The following is a 17,219-nucleotide window of genomic DNA, read 5'->3' on the forward strand; positions in this document are numbered from 1 at the left end:
TCCGCTCTATTCCGCGGCGGTTCGCCGGGTGACTGTTACCTGGTTGAGAAACGCCCGCAGCGCCGCAGGCTTGATCGGCTTGTTCTGAACCGCGATGCGTTCGGCTTCGGCCATGCCGCGCACTTCGGGCGTGCGGTCGGCTGTGACCAGCAGGGCGGGGATGTCCATCTTCCACAATTTGCGCAGCGCGACGATGGTTTCGATGCCGCTGCCGTCATCGAGATGAAAATCTGCGAAAATCACGTCCGGCGCATCTTCCGTTTCGGCGATCTTCAAGCTTTCGCGCAGCGAATCTGACGCCAGCACCGTGCAGCCCCATCCGCTCAAGAGCAGCGTCATGCCCTCCAGGATCTTGGGTTCGTTGTCGATGCACAGCACCCGTAGCCCTTTCAGGTTGGTGTTGGCCGCTTCGGCGCCGGTGCGCTTTGGCTGTGCCTTGATCCGCGCGATGTTCGTCTCGATCGGCAGTTCCACGCGGAACTCGGTGCCCTTGCCCGACTGCGAGGCAATGTCGACCGAATGCTTGAGAACCCGGGCGATGCGATCGACGATGGACAGGCCGAGCCCCAGCCCGGAGGCTGTCCGCGCGCCTTCTTCCAGCCGGGCGAACTCCCGGAAGACCGTGCGGAATTTCGTGGTCGGTATGCCGATCCCGGTATCGATGACCTGGATGACCGCCTTGTCGCCGCGGCGGCGGACACCGACCAGGACCCGGCCTTCGCGGGTATATTTGATTGCGTTGGAAACGAGATTCTGGATCAGCCGGCGCAACAGGTTGGGATCCGAGCGCACATGGACACTGGTCGGCATCACCGTGAAGCGGAGGTTCTTTTCGCGCGCCACCGGCGCAAAGTCGGTCACCACCCGCTGCAGCAGGTCGTTGAGCGGGAAGCTCGCCAGCTGCGGCTTCATCGCGCCCGTGTCCAGCCGGGAGATGTCGAGCACCGCTCCGAGAATGGCTTCCACCGATTCAAGCGAGGAGTCGATGTTCTGGACCAGCTTCTGGTCGGGCGAATTGCCGAGTCGCTCGACCAGCGTCGAGGAATAAAGCCGCGCAGCGTTGAGCGGCTGCAAAATGTCGTGGCCGGCCGCGGCGAGAAACCGCGTCTTGCCGATATTGGCTTCCTCGGCGGTCAACTGCGCCTTTTCCAGTTCGCGGTTCACGCGGGTCAGTTCGGCGGTCCGCTTCATGACCCGTTGTTCAAGCGTCTCGTTAGCCTGCTTGAGCGCCATGTCGGCGGCCACCCGCTCGGTGATGTCGGCATAGGTGGTCACGATGCCGCTGTCGGGCATTGGGTTCGAGCGGATTTCGATGATCCGCTTTTCGGGCCCGATGGTCAGCGAGAACGCCTTGTCCATGACCAGGAAGCGATCCAGCGCCTCCTGTTCCTCTCCGGCCTTCAGGTCTCCGCGCTCGACCAGGATGGAGATGATGCTCTCAAGCGGAAACCCGACCTGGCCGACCTGCTCGGGCAGTTCCAGCAGCGACCGGAAGCGCTTGTTCCAGACGGTCAGCCGGTTGGAACTGTCAAAAACGGTGATGCCCTGGTTCATCTGCCCGAGTGCCGTCTGCAGCAGGTCGCGGTTGTATTGCAGCGCTTCCGATGCTTCGTCGAGCAGCCGCGCCGTATCGCCGGGAATGTCGTCGGCGCGCTCGAACAGCAGCGATAGCACCAGCCGCGCCGAGGCCGAACCGATAGCGCTGCCGAGCAATTGCTCGGCAAACCGGAGCAGCCCCATATCGGCGGGATCCTGGTCGTTGATCCATCGTCCGATGGCGCGCTCGTGCGAATGGAACGACCGCTCCGTCCGTTCCTGGCCGAGATAGCGGATGATCGTCTGCTTGAGATCGCCCACCGTCACCTTGGTTTTCCAGCTGCGCCCCGAGTTCGTCAGCCGCTGGCTCTCCGGAATGAACATGGCCGACTGGATTCGCTCGATCGACTTGGGCCGCCGCGACAGCGAACCGACCACGTAGAGCAGGCAGTTGACCAGCAGGCTGAGAACCACGGCATTGAACAGCGGATCCGCGTGCGGTCCGGAAAACCCGTTTGTCCCCGGGATGATGAAGTCGAGGATCGCCGCCGCCACATGGCTGTTGTCCGGCCCGCCGAGGCTCGGCACCATCAGGATATAGCCCCAGATGGCAATTCCGCTCGAAAGCCCGGCAATCGCCCCGCGGGCATTGGCCTGCCGCCAGAACAGGCCGCCGAAAAAGGCCGGCGCCAGTTGCGCGATTGCCGCAAACGACAAAAGCCCGATGGAAGCCAGTCCCGCGTTGATGTCCGCGGCGCGATAATAGGCAAAGCCCAAGAGCAGGATGCCGATGATCGCCGTCCGCCGGATGATCAGGATCAGGCCGGAAAAATCGCCGCTCTGGCCACGGCGGTTGCGCCGTCTGAGCACCACCGGAACAATGATGTCGTTGGAGACCATGATGGCCACGGCCACCGACGCGACGATCACCATCGCGGTCGCGGCCGAAAAACCGCCGATAAAGGTAAAAAGGGTGACCATCGGCATGTCGTTGGCCATCGGCAGCGCCAGCACGAAAAGGTCGCTGCCGCCGCCGGAGCCGAATTGCAGCACGCCAGCGATGGCCACCGGTAGAACGAAGATGTTGATGGCGATGAGGTAAAGCGGCAGCAGCCATCCGGCCAGCCGCAACTCGCCTGGCGTCCGGTTCTCCACCACCGCCACGTGGAACTGACGCGGCAGCAGGATGATGGCGAACGCCGACAGCACGATCAGCAAGGCCCAGCGCAGGATTGGGGTTTCGTAAGTGAGCGCGCTCATCACCTCGGCATTGGCGGTGGCGGCCTGCAGCAGGTCCCAGGGGCCGTCGAAAAGCACGAACACCACCGACAGCCCGATCAGCGTGAACGCCAGCAGCTTGACCAGCGATTCCATCGCGATTGCCAGGATCAGGCCGTCCTGGTGTTCGGTCGCGTCGGTGTGGCGCGTGCCGAAAATTGCGGCGAAGGCGGCGAGTACAAGGGTGACGAAGAACGAGATGTCGGACAGGAAGAAGGTTTCCGTCACCCGGTTCAGCTGCTCGACATCCACCATCACGGCAACTGATGACGAGACCGCCTTGAGCTGCAGCGCGATGTAGGGGATCGTGCCGATCACCGCGATCAGGGCGACCAGTGCCGCCACCAGCGGGCTCTTGCCGTAGCGCGCCGCCATGAAGTCGGCGATCGAAGTGAGCTTTTCCGTTTTGGCCAGGGTGACGATGCGCTTGAGGATCGGCATCCCCAGGGTGAACATCAGGATCGGGCCGATATAGATCGCGGTGAATTCCAGCCCGCGCGATGCCGCAAGGCCGACGCCGCCGAAATAGGTCCAGGACGTGCAGTAGATGGCGAGGCTGAGCGAATAGATGATCGGGCGCCCGGCTGTGCGCTTCCGCCGCTGACGCGCCGACCGGTCGCCATAGGTGGCGATGGCAAAAAGCATCAAGAGATAAAAAAGGGCTGATCCGAAAACCAGCCAGCCGGGCATCATGGTCTCACTCCTCCCCACGCCTCCGGAATGCAGCATAAAGCCAAAGTACAGCCAGACAAGGCAGCCTTTGGTCGGGCAGGTGGGGATGAATCCTGCCGTGGGTAACCGGAAAAGACAGCTTCTCTGCGCGTGTCATTGTGTTAGATACCTCTAAACCGATTAGACAAGGCGCGCGGGCCTTGCGGTTCTGACTAGAGGGACAGCCGCGTCAAACGGAGAAAAGAGATATGTTGAATGAGTTCAAGGCGTTTATTGCCAAGGGCAATGTCATGGACCTTGCTGTCGGTGTGATCATCGGCGGTGCATTTGGTCTTATCGTTTCATCGCTGGTCGATGATATCATCATGCCGATCGTTGGCGCGATCTTTGGCGGGATCGATTTTTCCAATTTCTTCATCCCGCTCGCCAGCGGCGTCACCGCGACCACGCTGGATGCGGCCAAGGAGCAGGGCGCCGTCCTCGCCTACGGCAATTTCCTCACGGTGGTGATCAATTTCCTGATCCTCGCGTGGATCATTTTCCTGATGGTCAAGGCGGTCAATTCGATGCGCAAGGAAGAGGAAGTCGCTCCGGCCGAACCCGCCGCGCCGCCTGCCGATATCGCTCTGCTTTCCGAGATCCGCGATCTTCTGAAAAAGTAGCATCCAGCGCCGCGCCGCCTGCCGCAGGTGCATGCGACCGGAGGCGAAGGCTGAACCCGGACCCCGGCCTCACACCGGGGTCTTTCGTTTCGGGCACCGGCTTGCATCAGAAAAATCGATGGATCGATCATGCCTTGATGGATGCGATCAATCCCGGGACCGGCTAAGAGAGGCAAACGGAGTTTGCCATGAACCAGTTCGAAAGTCTCAGCCGCCGCGCCATCGAGGCCCCCGAGAGCGGCATTGTCGCCGTCGTCAACCACGGTCGCCTCAAACCCGGCCTGATCCCGTTGTGGGCCGGCGAGGGTGACGAAAAGACCCCGGATTTCATCGCCCGGCCGGCGGCAGAGGCGCTTCTTGCTGGCGAGACCTTCTACACCTGGCAACGCGGCATCCCGCAGTTGAGGCAGGCGCTGGCCGATTACCATGCCCGTCTGTTCGGCAAACAGCTGCCGCTTGATGCTTTCTGCGTCACCGGTTCCGGCATGCAGGCGATCAAGATCGCCATCGAGGCGGTCACCAATCCCGGAGACGAAGTCATCCAGATCACCCCGGCCTGGCCCAATTTCGCCGCAGCGCTCGGCATGTCGGGCGGCGTCTCGGTGGCCGCACCGCTTGATTATGCAAACGGGCGCTGGAGCATCGATCCCGACCGGATCGCGGGTGTGATCACGCCCAGGACCCGCGCGCTGTTCATCAACACACCGTCGAACCCGACCGGATGGACCGCGACGCGCGAGGACCTGGTGGCTATCCTCGATCTGGCCCGCAAGCAGGGGCTCTGGATCATCGCCGACGAGATCTACACCCGCTTCTTCTATGCCGGCGGCCGTGCGCCCTCGTTCATGGACATCATGGACGATGATGACCGGATCATCTTCGTCAACACGTTCTCTAAGAACTGGTCGATGACCGGCTGGCGGGTCGGCTGGATCGTGGCTCCGCCCTCAATCATCCAGGTGCTCGAAAACAGCGTCCAGTATCAGACCTCGGGCGTCGCCCAGTTCATGCAGAAAGGCGCGCTTGCAGCACTTGAGCATGGGGAGGCCTATGTCGAGGCGCAGATTGCCAAGGCTGCGACCGCGCGGGATCTGTTCTGCGATGCGCTGACCAGCACCAACCGCGTCGTTACCCAGAAGCCCGATGGCGCGTTTTACGCGTTTTTCCGGATCGACGGCGTTACAGACACGAAGGCCGTCGCAATCGACATCGTCGACCGCGCCGGCGTCGGCCTGGCGCCGGGGACAGCCTTCGCGGAGGGCGGCGCCACGTTCCTGCGCGCCTGCTTCCTGCGCCGCCTCGACCATGTCGAGGAAGCGGCAGGCAGGCTGGCGGATTACATTTCCTCTCTCTAACCGGTGATCGCGCTGCCCTTGTGGCACATTCGCGATTCACGGTTTCTTGAAACTTGGGGTTCATCCTGCGGTGGTGGAAGCACCATCGAGGGATTGGCATGACGGTTCTGGTGACCGGCGGAGCGGGCTATATCGGAAGCCACATGGTCTGGGCGCTGCTCGATGCGGGCGAGCGGGTCGTGGTGGTCGACCGGCTGTCGACCGGCTTCGATTGGGCCGTGGCGCCCGAGGCGAAGCTCATCCGCGCCGACATTGCCGACACCGCCGCCATCGCCGACGTCATCCGCTCGCACGCCATTGAGGCGATCGTCCATTTCGCGGGCTCGATCTCGGTGCCTGAATCGATGGCCGACCCGCTCGGCTACTACCAGAACAACACGGCCAATTCGCTGGCCCTGATCCGCACCGCGATTGCCACCGGGGTGAAAAAGTTCGTGTTCTCGTCGACGGCGGCGGTCTATGGCAGTCCGGAGGGCGACCGTCCGATCGCCGAGACCACGCCGACGGTGCCGCAGTCGCCCTATGGCGCATCCAAGCTGATGACCGAAGCGATGCTGGCCGATGCTTCGGCCGCGCATGATTTCCGCTATGCGGCGCTGCGCTATTTCAATGTCTCCGGCGCCGATCCCAAAGGTCGCACCGGCCAATCCACCCGTGGTGCTGCCAACCTGATCAAGGTCGCCACCGAAGCCGCCATGGGCAAGCGCGACGGCATCGAGGTCTTCGGCACCGACTATCCGACCCGCGACGGCACCTGCGTCCGCGATTTCATTCATGTGACAGATCTGGTCGCGGCCCATCTCGATGCGCTCACCTATCTCGGCGCCGGCGGCGGCAGCCTGGTTGCCAATTGCGGCTACGGCCAGGGCTACACGGTTCGCGAAGTGCTCGATTCGGTCAGGCGCCTGAGCGGCCGCGATTTCGAGATCCGCCTGGGTCCTCGGCGCGACGGCGACATCATCACCTCGGTGGCCGATTCGACCCTGGCCCGCACGGTGCTGGGCTGGCAGCCGCGCCACGACAGTCTCGACGAGATCGTCGGCAGCGCGTTGGCCTGGGAAGCGGCCCTTGCGCGCAGCAACCACAGCACCGCCGACCCGGCCATCCAACCCGCCAGCCGCATCGTGCTCGACTGGACCCCGCCGCATGACGACATGGAGGAAGTGGTTGGCAACGCGCTGGCCTTCGCGCCCATCCTGGCCCAACGCAAGCACCGGCCCTAACGTCCGGCCCGGGACGCCAAACGGGGCTTCGTCTACGTCTCGACCGGCTTGAGATCGTCAAAAACGGGCGGCCGCTTCTCACCCTTGGCGATGTAAGCTTCCCGGATGTCATCGGGGCGCAGCATCGCCGCGTTCCACACCGAGATGTAGTCGAGCGCGTCGGCGGTCGAATGATCGCGGGAATAGTTGGCCATCGCCTTGCAGCCGGCAACCGCCAGCGGTGAATGCTCGGCGATCTTGCGGGCGATCGCCATGACGCCGTCGAGCAGCTCCTCGTGGCTGTCGAACACCTCGTTGACCAGTCCGATCTGCAGCGCTTTGGCGGCCGGCAGCCGCTCCGCAGTGTAGGCCATCTGACGCGCCCAGCCTTCCGGGATGAGCTTGACCAGCCGCGGGAATGTGCCGACATCGGCGGTCATGCCGATCGCGGTTTCCTGCACGGCAAAGAACGCATCCGCCGATGCGTAGCGGCAGTCGCAGGCGGTGGCGAGGTCGACGCCGGCGCCGATTGCCCCGCCCTGGATTGCCGCAAGCACCGGCTGGCGCGCCCGCTCGAGCGCGTTGAACGTTTCCTGTAGCGCCTTGATCTTGTAGCGGAACGCTTCCGCCGAGACATGCGCATTGGCGCGGTCGCCGTCGAGGCTGCCGCTCATGAACACCGAGATGTCCATGCCCGCGGTAAAGTGCTTGCCTTCCGACGAGATCACGATCACCCGCGCCTGGGCATCGTTGGAGATCCTGTCGACCGCCTCGGGCAGTTCCTTCCAGAACTCCATCGTCATCGAGTTGGCCTTGTCCGGACGGTTGAACCGGATATGGGCGATATGGTCGGCAATCTCGACCGTGAAGCAGGCGTATGTCATGGCGGTCTCCCTTCACTCCCTTGTAGCTTTCGATTGCGAATTGAGAAACCGGCAGGTTGCGTGATTTTGCGGCGCTGACATGCCGGTCCCGGCTCTTGCGTCAATTTGGCTCCGGCGGACTTATTGCCCCCCGAAGCCTTCATTGTTTCCGGAAACCGGCCTATAGCGGTTTCGAGGCCCGTCCATGGACGGGCGAAGCGAAAGAGGAGTGAGAGCATGAACAAGACGGCGTCACCGGTGGATCCCGATGGTCTGATGGAATTTTCGGTGGTTTTTACCGATCGCTCGCTCAATCACATGTCCAGGACGTTCCAGGGCGTCATGAACGATCTCTACGCCATGTTGCGGGAAGTCTACCGGGCCGACGCGGCCGTCATCGTGCCCGGTGGCGGGACCTTCGGCATGGAGGCGGTCGCCCGCCAGTTTGCCACCGGGCAGAAGGCGATGGTCATCCGCAACGGCTGGTTCTCCTACCGCTGGACCCAGATCTTCGAGATGGGCGACATTCCCGCCGAAACAACCGTGATCAAGGCCTCGCAGGTCGGCAATGAAAGCACCTCGGCCTTTGCGCCGCAACCGGCGGAAACGGTTGCCGCGAAGATCCGAGAGGAGCGCCCGTCGGTGGTCTTCGCGCCTCACGTCGAAACCTCCTCCGGCGTCATCCTGCCCGATGACTATCTCAAGGCGATCGTCGAAGCCGCCCACGATGTCGGCGCCCTGTTCGTGCTCGATTGCATCGCCTCGGGCAGCATCTGGGTCGACATGAAGGCAACCGGCGTCGATGTCCTGATCTCGGCGCCGCAAAAGGGCTGGAGCGCCTCGCCCTCGGCCGGGCTTGTCATGCTCGGCGAGCGCGCGCTCGAGCGGCTGGAGCAAACCAAAAGCACGAGCTTCGCCGTCGATCTGCGCAAATGGCACGACATCATGCAGGCTTATGTCAATGGCGGCCATGCCTATCATTCGACCATGCCGACCGACGCGCTCACCGTTCTGCGCGACCGGATGATCGAGACCCGCGACTTCGGCTTTGATCTCGCCCGCGAGCGGCAGTGGGAGCTTGGCCGCAAGGTTCGTACGCTGCTTGCCGCAAACGGCTACAGGTCCGTCGCCGCCCCGGGCTTCGAGGCGCCGGGCGTTGTCGTCAGCTACACCAGGGACCCCGAGTTCCAGAACGGCAGGAAGTTCATGGCCGAAGGCATGCAGATTGCGGCCGGCGTGCCGCTGATGTGCGACGAGCCCGCCGATTTCCGCACCTTCCGCATCGGCCTCTTCGGTCTCGACAAGCTCGGCGACGTCGACGGCACCGTGGCCAAGCTTGAAACGGTGCTCGACAAGCTTGCCGAAGGCTGAGGCCAGACGGGGTCAGTCTTGCACACTGAAAACCAATCCGGGACGGGGGGCGGAATGTCTGAGAAAGTGGCTCTGGTAACGGGTGCGGCGCGTGGCATCGGTCTTGCGACGACGCAGCTTTTCATCGAGCAGGGCTGGCGCGTGGCGATGGTCGACCGCGATGGTGACGAGTTGCACAAGGCTGCCGCCGGTCTCAATGAGGCCAGCGCCTTCCTCCACGATGTCTCGATTCCCGAACAGGTCGACGACATGGTACAATCGGTCCATTCGAGCTTCGGGCGCATCGATGCCGTCGTCAACAATGCCGGTGTTGCCGATTTCGGTCCGATCGAGGAAACCGGTTTCGACCGCTGGCGCACGGTGATGGCCACCAATCTGGACGGCGTCTTCCTCGTCTCGCAGGCAACCATCCCGGCACTGCGGCAAACCCGCGGAGCAATCGTCAACATCGCCTCGATCTCGGGCTTGCGCGCCTCGACCCTGCGCGTCGCCTACGGCACCTCGAAGGCCGCGGTCATTCACCTGACCAAGCAGCAGGCCGCCGAACTCGGCGAATACGGCATCCGCGCCAATTGCGTCTGCCCCGGCCCGGTCCGCACCAAGCTCGCCATGGCCGTCCACACCCCCGAGATCATCGCCGCCTACCACGATGCGATTCCCTTGAACCGCTACGGATCCGAGCGCGAGATCGCCGAGGTGATCACCTTCCTGTGCTCCGAAAAGGCCAGCTACGTCACCGGCCAGGTGATAGCATCGGACGGCGGCTTCGAAAGCACCGGCGTGGGATTGCCGGCTCTGCGGAACTGAGAGCCCCACCGCCTTACTGACCATCGAATCAATATGCACCCGCGCGAATGCGCGCGGGAGGCTTGATGCGTTTTGGGGAGTTTAAAATGGTGCTGCCGGAGAGATTTGAACTCTCGACCTCTCCCTTACCAAGGGAGTGCTCTACCCCTGAGCTACGGCAGCCCTTTGCTTCGGTCCTGATCAGCGGCCGGACGGGAGAATGTCTCGGTCAGCCGCTGTGCATGTCGCCGTTCCGTTCGGATCGAAAGGCTGTAAACGACTGAAGCGGCCCGCTATTGCCACAGCTTGGACAGGAGTGCAAGCGCAAACGGGCGATTGGCGCGACAAGTTTTAAAAACCCCGGAAATGGCCAGTCCGGCCGCTCGAAACAGCCGCGAAGTCTGCCACCGGCTGTGGGAAACTGATCCCCGGCCAGCCCCGTCCCGCCCGAATCCTGCGTGTGGGTCTCAGGCGCCCCCATCGGCTGCGCCGGTCTCTTCACCTTGGCGCGGATTTGCGCTATCGCTCCCCTGTCATGAGCGAGAAGACACCACCAGACACGGAAGCAAGTCAGCGCAAGGCGGAAGTCGAGCGCCAGGCGGCGGAGCGGGCCCGGCGCAGCGCCGAACAGCTGCGCGCCAATTTGCAGCGCCGCAAGGCGCAGGTGCGCGCCCGCCGCGAGGGCCGCGCCGACGAGACCGACGGACTGCCGGCGTCCGGCCTTCACGGCGCTGCCGGCGACGCAAGGGACGCGGATTAACCGCGACGCCGTCCTCGTGTTGCCGCATTCCCGCTGATGGTCTAAACAGCCCACCAGATATTTTTCAGGGCTTGCCGCCGGGGGGACCGGCGCAGCCCGATACCCCAAGAGGACAGCATGGATCGCATCAGGATCGTTGGCGGAAATCCGCTCAATGGCGTCATTCCGATTTCCGGCGCGAAGAATGCGGCTCTGCCGCTGATGATCGCCTCGCTTCTGACCGACGATACGCTGACGCTGGAAAATCTTCCGCATCTCGCCGATGTCGAGCAGTTGCAGCGCATCCTGGGCAATCACGGCGTCGATATCGCCGTGGTCGGCCGCCGCGAGCGCCAGGACACCGCCTATGCCCGCACCGTGCATTTCACCGCCCGCACCATTGTCGACACCACGGCGCCCTACGAGCTGGTCTCCAAGATGCGCGCCAGCTTCTGGGTCATCGGCCCGCTTCTGGCCCGCATGGGCGAGGCCAAGGTATCGCTGCCCGGCGGCTGCGCCATCGGCACCAGGCCGGTCGATCTGTTCATCGACGGGCTTCAGCATCTCGGCGTCGAGATCGACATCGAGAACGGCTATGTCAACGCCCGCGCGCCCAGGGGCCTGATCGGCGGTCGTTACGTGTTCCCCAAGGTCTCCGTCGGCGCCACCCACGTGATGCTGATGGCCGCGACGCTGGCCAAGGGCCAGACGGTGATCGAGAACGCCGCGCGCGAGCCCGAAGTCGTCGACCTCGCCAACTGCCTGATCGCCATGGGCGCGAAGATCTCCGGCGCCGGCACCTCGACCATCACCATTGACGGCGTCGCCTCGCTGTCGGGCGCGCGCCACCGGGTTCTGCCGGACCGGATCGAGACCGGCACCTATGCCATGGCTGTGGCCATGACCGGCGGCGACGTACTGCTTGAAAACACCTCCGAAGCCCTGCTCGAAAGCGCGCTGCTGGCGCTCCGCCGCGCCGGCGCCGAAATCACGTCGGAGGAAGGCGGCATCCGCGTCCGCCGCAACGGCGGCGACATTCTGCCCGTCGACATCACCACCGATCCGTTCCCCGGCTTCCCCACCGACCTGCAGGCGCAGTTCATGGGCCTGATGACCCGCGCCAACGGCATCTCGCACATCACCGAGACGATCTTCGAGAACCGCTTCATGCATGTCCAGGAGCTGGCGCGCCTGGGCGCCAAGATCTCGCTTTCGGGCCAGACCGCAACCGTCACCGGCGTGCCGGTGCTGCGCGGCGCTCCGGTGATGGCGACCGACCTGCGCGCTTCCGTGTCGCTGGTCATCGCCGGCCTCGCCGCCGAAGGCGAGACCGTGGTCAACCGGGTCTACCATCTCGATCGCGGTTTCGAGCGGCTCGAGGAGAAGCTGACCAATTGCGGCGCGGTGGTCGAACGCATCAGCGGCTGAACCGGCAGGTCGCTGGAAAGCGCTCCGGGCAAACCGCAACCTTCTGCGCATTGCGCTTTGCCCCCCGCGCACCTACCTTGCACTGCAGCACCCGCATGCTGTGGGCAAGCCCTGAATGAAGATGATCCGAGGATTTTATGGACAGTCTGAAACTGATCGCCCTTGATGAAGCAGACCTGGCCGTGATTTCCGCTTGTCTGCAGGACGCCGTGTTCAAGACCGGCGACACGCAGTTTCTCGGCAAGGACGGCGTTTTCACGCTTGAGGCCAACCGGTTTGTCTGGGAAGAGGGCAGGGACAGCAAGACCTTCGAGCGCCGCCGGGCGCTGCTGGTGCTAAAGCAGGTCCGCTCGGTCAAGTCGCTCGGCGTCAAGCCGAAAGACAAGGACACGGTGCATTCGCTGCTGGCATTGCGGTTCCTGCACGGCGAGGAAGCGCCTGCCGGGGTGGTCGAACTGGTCCTGTCGGGCGGTGCGGTGATCCATCTGGAAGTCGCCTGCATCGAAGCACAGCTTGCCGATGTCGGTGGCGGCTGGGAAACAAAGTTCAAGCCGCGCCATCCGCTGGCCGGTTAGGACGGCCCGCTTTCAGGCGTGCCGCACATTGATGAAGACAGCGTAGGGGCAGCACATTGGTACTGAGGCTCAACACCCGGCAGCCGGATTTCGAAACCCGCTTTGCCGCGTTCCTGACCACGAAGCGTGAAGTGTCGGTGGATGTCGAGACCGATGTCCGCGCGATCATCGCCGAAATCCGCGAGCGCGGCGATGCCGCTCTGCACGATTTCAGCCAGCGTTTCGACCGGATCGACACCCGCGCGCTCGGCCTTGCCGTGACCGCTGAAGAGATCGAGGCTGCGTTCCGGGCGACCGACCCGAAGATCATCGCCGCCCTTCAACTCGCCCATGACCGCATCGAAGGCCACCACAAGCGGCAGATGCCGAAGGACGATCACTACATCGACGCGCTCGGCGTCGAGCTCGGCTCGCGCTGGACGGCGATCGAGGCCGTCGGACTTTATGTGCCGGGTGGTACGGCGAGCTACCCGAGCTCGGTGCTGATGAACGCGGTTCCCGCCAAGGTCGCCGGTGTCGAGCGCATCGTCATGGTGGTGCCGGCGCGCGACGGCGAACTCAATCCGGTGGTGCTGGCCGCCGCCCGCATCGCCGGTGTGACCGAGATCTACCGGATCGGCGGCGGCCAGGCGATCGCGGCGCTGGCCTATGGCACCGAGACCATCCGTCCCGTCGCCAAGATCGTCGGCCCCGGCAATGCCTGGGTGGCGGCCGCCAAGCGCCAGGTCTTCGGCACCGTCGGCATCGACATGATCGCCGGGCCGTCCGAGGTGCTGGTGATGGCCGACCCCGACAACAATCCCGACTGGATCGCCGCCGACCTGCTGGCCCAGGCCGAACATGACGCCGGCGCCCAGTCTATCCTGATGACACGCGACGAAGGCTTCGGCGAGGCGGTGATCGAAGCCGTCGAACGGCAGCTGTCGACCCTGGGCCGCGCGGAGACCGCGCGTAAGAGCTGGGCCGATTTCGGCGCGGTCATCGTCGTGCCGGACTGGGAAACGGCGCTGCCGCTCGCCAACCGCATTGCCGCAGAGCATCTGGAGATTGCCACCGATGATGCCGAGGCGCTGGCCGCCCGGGTGCGCAATGCCGGTGCGATCTTCATCGGCCGCCACACGCCGGAAGTGATCGGCGACTATGTCGGCGGCTCCAACCACGTGCTTCCGACGGCCCGTTCGGCGCGGTTTTCCTCCGGCCTTTCGGTGCTCGACTACGTCAAGCGCACCTCTATCCTCAAGCTGGGGCCGGAGCAGTTGCAGTCGCTCGGCCCTGCTGCCATAACATTGGCTGAAGCCGAGGGGCTTGATGCCCATGCGCGCTCGGTCTCGATCAGGATGAACCGGCGTGACGAAGGGCTGGATGGGGGCCTGTAACAGCAATGGCAGCGGCGGACACTCAACGGCTCGCAGATGTTGTGCTCGATGAAACCATCGGCCGCGCAACCCCTGACGTGGAGCATGAGCGCGCCGTCGCCATCTTCGACCTGATCGAGGAAAACAGCTTCGAGCCTGTCGGCCATGACAAGGGACCTTACAAGCTCAAGCTCTCGCTGATTGATTCCAAGCTGGTGTTTTCGATCACCACGCAGGCCGACGAACCCGTCGCCACCCATATCCTGTCGCTGACGCCGTTCCGGCGCATCGTCAAAGACTATTTTATGATCTGCGAAAGCTATTACGAGGCCATCCGCTCGTCGACGCCGAGCCAGATCGAGGCGATCGACATGGGCCGCCGCGGCATCCACAACGAAGGCTCGCAAACCCTGATGGACCGGCTGGATGGCAAGATCCGCATGGATTTCGACACCGCCAGGCGGCTGTTTACGCTGGTCTGCGTGCTGCACTGGCGCGGATAGGGACCGCCGTGGCGGACGACATGGCCCCGGTATCCGCAAACGCCACGCCCGGCGCGGTGCTGTTCGTCTGCGGCATGAACGCCATCCGCTCGCCGATGGCCGAGGTCATCGCCCGGTCGATCCTGCCCGCGGGCACCTATATCGCTTCCGCCGGCGTGCGCCCGGGCGAACGCGATCCCTTTGTCGATGTGGTTCTGGCCGAGATCGGGCTCGATCTGGGCAGCCGCCAGCCGCAGACGCTCGACGAGCTCGAAGACGATTATTTCGATGTCATCGTCACCCTGGCCCCCGAAGGCCATCACCGCGCGTTGGAACTTACCCGCGGCAACGCCGTTGAGGTGATCTACTGGCCAACCCCGGACCCGACTGTGGCGACAGGGACGCGCGAGCGCATCCTTGATGCCTACCGCGAGGTACGCGACATGCTCAGGCAGCGCATCGCTTCCGGCAAGGGCTGGTCCCGGGGGCCTGCGGGCATGTGAATCAATTTGGTTCACAAAGCGCTCGTCTTTGTGTAGGTTCCGGCCAAATTTCAGGCCTGCGCGTTTTGCGCCGCCTTTTTAAACAGAAAGACAGACACTGAATGGCGAAAGAAGAAGTCCTCGAATTTCCGGGCGTGGTCACCGAACTGCTGCCGAATGCAACCTTCCGGGTGAAGCTCGAAAACGAGCATGAAATCATCGCTCACACGGCAGGCCGCATGCGCAAGAACCGTATCCGCGTGCTTGCCGGCGACAAGGTGCTGGTCGAGATGACCCCTTACGATCTGACGAAAGGCCGCATCACCTACCGCTTCAAGTAAGCGCTAGCTGTGACGCCTCCCCATGGCACGATCGCAAAAACTGATCCTCGCTTCCGGCTCCCCGCGCAGGCTTGAGTTGCTCGACCAGGCAGGCATCGCCCCCGACCGGCTGATGCCAATGGATCTCGACGAGACCCCGCAGCGTTCCGAACATCCCCGCTCGCTCGCCCGGCGGCTGTCGCGCGAGAAGGCGGAGGCTGCCCTTGCCCAGACCCGGATCGACCCGGCTTGGACGGACGCCCATATCCTGGCCGCCGATACGGTGGTTGCCGTCGGCCGCCGCATCCTGCCCAAGGCCGAGCAGATCGACGAGGCGTCGAATGCGCTCTATCTCCTGTCGGGCCGCAACCATCGTGTCTTCACCGGCATCTGCCTGGTCACCCCCGGCCACACCATCCGCCAGAAGATCGTCGAGACAAGGGTCCGCTTCAAGCGGCTTTCCAGCGTCGAGATCGAAAGCTACCTGGCGTCGGGCCAGTGGCGCGGCAAGGCCGGCGGTTACGCCATTCAGGGCCTCGCCGGGAGCTTCGTGGTCAAGCTCGTCGGCTCCTACACCAATGTCGTCGGACTGCCGCTCTACGAGACCGTTGGCCTGCTGACCGGCGAAGGCTACGATGTTCACTACAAGTGGCTCGAGGGCTGAGGCAATGAATGACGGCAAGGTAACCCCGTTGCGCAAGGCGCAGCCGTGTCCGGAATGCGGCCGCCCGTCGACGCGCGACAGCTATCCCTTCTGCTCCGAGCGCTGCCGTGGTGTCGATCTCAATCGCTGGCTGACCGGCGGCTATGCCATTCCGGTCACCGAAGTCGAGGACAATCAGGACGACGATTTCGACGACCGCGGCTAGGGCTGGCAGCGGTTTTTTCCCAGATGAGAAAAAACCGCAAAAAGGGTGCTGGACAGTGCCTTTCAAGATGGTATAACGCGCTCGCTTTCGGCGTTGGAAAACTCCTTTGCCGGCAAGCCTCAGGTCCTGCCCTTCCGGGCTCCCGGACCGGATGCCCGGATAGCTCAGTTGGTAGAGCAGCGGATTGAAAATCCGCGTGTCGGTGGTTCAAATCCGCCTCCGGGCACCACTTTTTCCTCGATAAGTTCAATATGTTGGTGTGGTTGACGGCGACGGAATTCTGACGCTTCATTTTCGTTCAAGTAGCAATCGGATTGTTCGTCAGATGAAGGTCTCTGCGGCGCAGTTGGGGGCGATCGCGGTCATTGCCTGCGCATTTTTCGGATTTTAGCTTCGCTGGTCGCAAAGGAGATCCGTTTGTGTGTAACCTCTACAACGTTACCATTGGCCCGCAAGCGATCGTCGAGTTCACCAACTAGGCAACGAAACATGCAGGCAATCTCGAGCCCGGCAAGGCTTATCCCGTTGCTTGCGTCGGGAACAAATGACTGAAATGGGGCCGTAACCTGTCAGGCAGCTTGTTGGAACGAACTCGGGAAAGCAAAAATTCAGTGTCGCTAGGCGCGGCGTCCTTTTCGGCCCGAAGCCGACTTTGGTGATTCTACCAACGAACGGCGGGAGGGCAGACAAATTCGATTGAAATCTGAACCGTGCTATTCTTCTGCGACGGTTGCGAGCGTCGGGGCGACTGAGTGATCCGCATGGATCACTGGAACAGATTGAGTATGTTCTTTGTGAGTTACCCCCCGAAATTTGGACACTGGCATAAGCTACGATTTGCAGTCTGCTGATCTTCGATGAGAAGGAGAGCAGAGTGTCCGTCAGCGAATGATTTGAGACAGATCGTCATGACCGTGCTTGGCATGGTGGCGCAGATGCAGTGGTGCTTCATCAAGGAGCGCCAGCGTGAAGGGATCAGTCGCGCCAAGTCATTTGGCCGGTACAAGGGCGGCAAGCAGCGAGTTGATCGGGCTGAAGTGCTGCGGTTGGCATGCGCTGGCTAAAATTCATCCACGATTGCTTGGTTCTTGGGTTGTTCGTGGATGCAGGTTTATTGGATCCTGAACGAAAATGCGTGATGTCCTATATGGGGCCGACTGCTAGGCTCAGACTAGTGATTGCGGAAGCACGCTGCAAAGGCTGGACAAGTCCATAAATGCCCGACCTGGGCTTTGAAACAACTC

The 17,219-nt window shown here is 63.1% G+C and carries 17 protein-coding genes and 2 tRNA genes; 16 read left to right on the forward strand and 3 right to left on the reverse strand.

Going from position 1 to position 17,219, the window contains the following annotated elements; all coding sequences use genetic code 11:
- Window positions 1-6: 6 nt before the first annotated feature.
- On the reverse strand, window positions 7-3,507 hold the full coding sequence (locus tag O4H62_RS21295) for a hybrid sensor histidine kinase/response regulator (RefSeq protein ID WP_269390851.1): 3,501 nt from the start codon (window positions 3,505-3,507) through the stop codon (window positions 7-9).
- Between the two features lie 227 nt (window positions 3,508-3,734).
- Here O4H62_RS21295 and mscL point away from each other — a divergent pair, with 227 nt between their 5' ends.
- The 3 genes from mscL to galE all read left to right on the forward strand — a co-directional run bounded on the left by mscL (window position 3,735) and on the right by galE (window position 6,726).
- Window positions 3,735-4,148, forward strand: a complete 414-nt coding sequence (gene mscL / locus O4H62_RS21300; protein ID WP_269390852.1) for a large conductance mechanosensitive channel protein MscL — start codon at window positions 3,735-3,737, stop codon at window positions 4,146-4,148.
- A 188-nt stretch (window positions 4,149-4,336) separates the two neighbouring features.
- Entirely contained in the window at window positions 4,337-5,503 is a 1,167-nt protein-coding gene (locus O4H62_RS21305) for a pyridoxal phosphate-dependent aminotransferase (RefSeq protein ID WP_269390853.1), read from the forward strand.
- Between the two features lie 98 nt (window positions 5,504-5,601).
- Window positions 5,602-6,726, forward strand: a complete 1,125-nt coding sequence (gene galE / locus O4H62_RS21310; protein WP_269390854.1) for a UDP-glucose 4-epimerase GalE — start codon at window positions 5,602-5,604, stop codon at window positions 6,724-6,726.
- Between the two features lie 32 nt (window positions 6,727-6,758).
- Here galE and O4H62_RS21315 read toward each other — a convergent pair whose 3' ends face one another.
- A complete protein-coding gene (locus O4H62_RS21315; RefSeq protein WP_269390855.1) occupies window positions 6,759-7,589 on the reverse strand; it encodes a crotonase/enoyl-CoA hydratase family protein in 831 nt (276 codons plus the stop codon).
- A gap of 216 nt (window positions 7,590-7,805) precedes the next feature.
- On the opposite strand from O4H62_RS21315, the gene O4H62_RS21320 reads away from it, so the two are divergent.
- A complete protein-coding gene (locus tag O4H62_RS21320) occupies window positions 7,806-8,939 on the forward strand; it encodes an aminotransferase class V-fold PLP-dependent enzyme (protein WP_269390856.1) in 1,134 nt (377 codons plus the stop codon).
- Between the two features lie 54 nt (window positions 8,940-8,993).
- Window positions 8,994-9,746 (forward strand): SDR family NAD(P)-dependent oxidoreductase, encoded by a 753-nt coding sequence (locus O4H62_RS21325; protein WP_269390857.1) that lies wholly within the window; start codon window positions 8,994-8,996, stop codon window positions 9,744-9,746.
- Between the two features lie 87 nt (window positions 9,747-9,833).
- Here the strand turns inward: O4H62_RS21325 and O4H62_RS21330 are convergent.
- A tRNA-Thr gene (locus tag O4H62_RS21330) sits at window positions 9,834-9,908 on the reverse strand.
- A gap of 352 nt (window positions 9,909-10,260) precedes the next feature.
- On the opposite strand from O4H62_RS21330, the gene O4H62_RS21335 reads away from it, so the two are divergent.
- The 11 genes from O4H62_RS21335 (at window position 10,261) to O4H62_RS21385 (ending at window position 17,039) form a co-directional block, all read left to right on the forward strand.
- On the forward strand, window positions 10,261-10,485 hold the full coding sequence (locus O4H62_RS21335; protein ID WP_269390858.1) for a hypothetical protein: 225 nt from the start codon (window positions 10,261-10,263) through the stop codon (window positions 10,483-10,485).
- Between the two features lie 117 nt (window positions 10,486-10,602).
- On the forward strand, window positions 10,603-11,892 hold the full coding sequence (gene murA, locus O4H62_RS21340) for a UDP-N-acetylglucosamine 1-carboxyvinyltransferase (protein WP_269390859.1): 1,290 nt from the start codon (window positions 10,603-10,605) through the stop codon (window positions 11,890-11,892).
- 137 nt (window positions 11,893-12,029) lie between these two features.
- The gene (locus O4H62_RS21345) at window positions 12,030-12,467 is read left to right on the forward strand and encodes a DUF2948 family protein (RefSeq protein ID WP_269390860.1); all 438 of its coding nucleotides are present in this window, start codon (window positions 12,030-12,032) and stop codon (window positions 12,465-12,467) included.
- A 56-nt stretch (window positions 12,468-12,523) separates the two neighbouring features.
- Window positions 12,524-13,843, forward strand: a complete 1,320-nt coding sequence (gene hisD, locus O4H62_RS21350; RefSeq protein WP_269390861.1) for a histidinol dehydrogenase — start codon at window positions 12,524-12,526, stop codon at window positions 13,841-13,843.
- 5 nt (window positions 13,844-13,848) lie between these two features.
- Window positions 13,849-14,325: a UPF0262 family protein gene (locus O4H62_RS21355; protein ID WP_269390862.1), complete on the forward strand. Its 477-nt coding sequence runs from the start codon at window positions 13,849-13,851 to the stop codon at window positions 14,323-14,325.
- A 20-nt stretch (window positions 14,326-14,345) separates the two neighbouring features.
- Window positions 14,346-14,807: a low molecular weight phosphatase family protein gene (locus O4H62_RS21360; protein WP_269390863.1), complete on the forward strand. Its 462-nt coding sequence runs from the start codon at window positions 14,346-14,348 to the stop codon at window positions 14,805-14,807.
- 101 nt (window positions 14,808-14,908) lie between these two features.
- Window positions 14,909-15,127: a translation initiation factor IF-1 gene (infA, locus tag O4H62_RS21365; protein WP_004435948.1), complete on the forward strand. Its 219-nt coding sequence runs from the start codon at window positions 14,909-14,911 to the stop codon at window positions 15,125-15,127.
- Between the two features lie 22 nt (window positions 15,128-15,149).
- Window positions 15,150-15,770: a Maf-like protein gene (locus O4H62_RS21370; RefSeq protein ID WP_269390864.1), complete on the forward strand. Its 621-nt coding sequence runs from the start codon at window positions 15,150-15,152 to the stop codon at window positions 15,768-15,770.
- Window positions 15,771-15,774: 4 nt separating this feature from the next.
- On the forward strand, window positions 15,775-15,975 hold the full coding sequence (gene yacG, locus O4H62_RS21375; protein ID WP_269390865.1) for a DNA gyrase inhibitor YacG: 201 nt from the start codon (window positions 15,775-15,777) through the stop codon (window positions 15,973-15,975).
- A gap of 153 nt (window positions 15,976-16,128) precedes the next feature.
- Window positions 16,129-16,204 (forward strand) — tRNA-Phe (locus O4H62_RS21380).
- A gap of 679 nt (window positions 16,205-16,883) precedes the next feature.
- Window positions 16,884-17,039 (forward strand): hypothetical protein, encoded by a 156-nt coding sequence (locus O4H62_RS21385; protein ID WP_269390866.1) that lies wholly within the window; start codon window positions 16,884-16,886, stop codon window positions 17,037-17,039.
- Window positions 17,040-17,219: the final 180 nt, after the last annotated feature.

The sequence above is a fragment of the Parahoeflea alexandrii genome, from assembly GCF_027214025.1.
GTDB classification, from domain to species: domain Bacteria; phylum Pseudomonadota; class Alphaproteobacteria; order Rhizobiales; family Rhizobiaceae; genus Hoeflea; species Hoeflea alexandrii_A.